Here is a 245-nt window from a genome sequence, read left to right on the forward strand (position 1 = left end):
GCGCCACTATTTAGGGTTTAGTTCTTATAAGAATGTGAATCCTGATATTGATAAATCGTTCGTCGAGAATTAATATCAAAAACCGTGCGTCCTTAGCTCAGCTGGATAGAGTACCTGGCTACGAACCAGGCGGTCGGAGGTTCGAATCCTCCAGGACGCGCCACTATTTAGGGCTTCTTTCTTATAAGAACAGAAATCCTTGTATTGAGTTGTTGTTTACAACGAATTGATACTAAAACCGTGCG

General features: G+C 42.4%; 1 tRNA gene. It reads left to right on the plus strand.

Annotated features, from left to right (window positions below):
- Positions 1-86 precede the first annotated feature (86 nt).
- A tRNA-Arg gene (locus tag AB4623_RS23935) sits at positions 87-163 on the plus strand.
- Positions 164-245: the final 82 nt, after the last annotated feature.

The organism is Vibrio sp. 10N.222.52.C12 (assembly GCF_041474215.1).
GTDB lineage: Bacteria > Pseudomonadota > Gammaproteobacteria > Enterobacterales > Vibrionaceae > Vibrio > Vibrio crassostreae_C.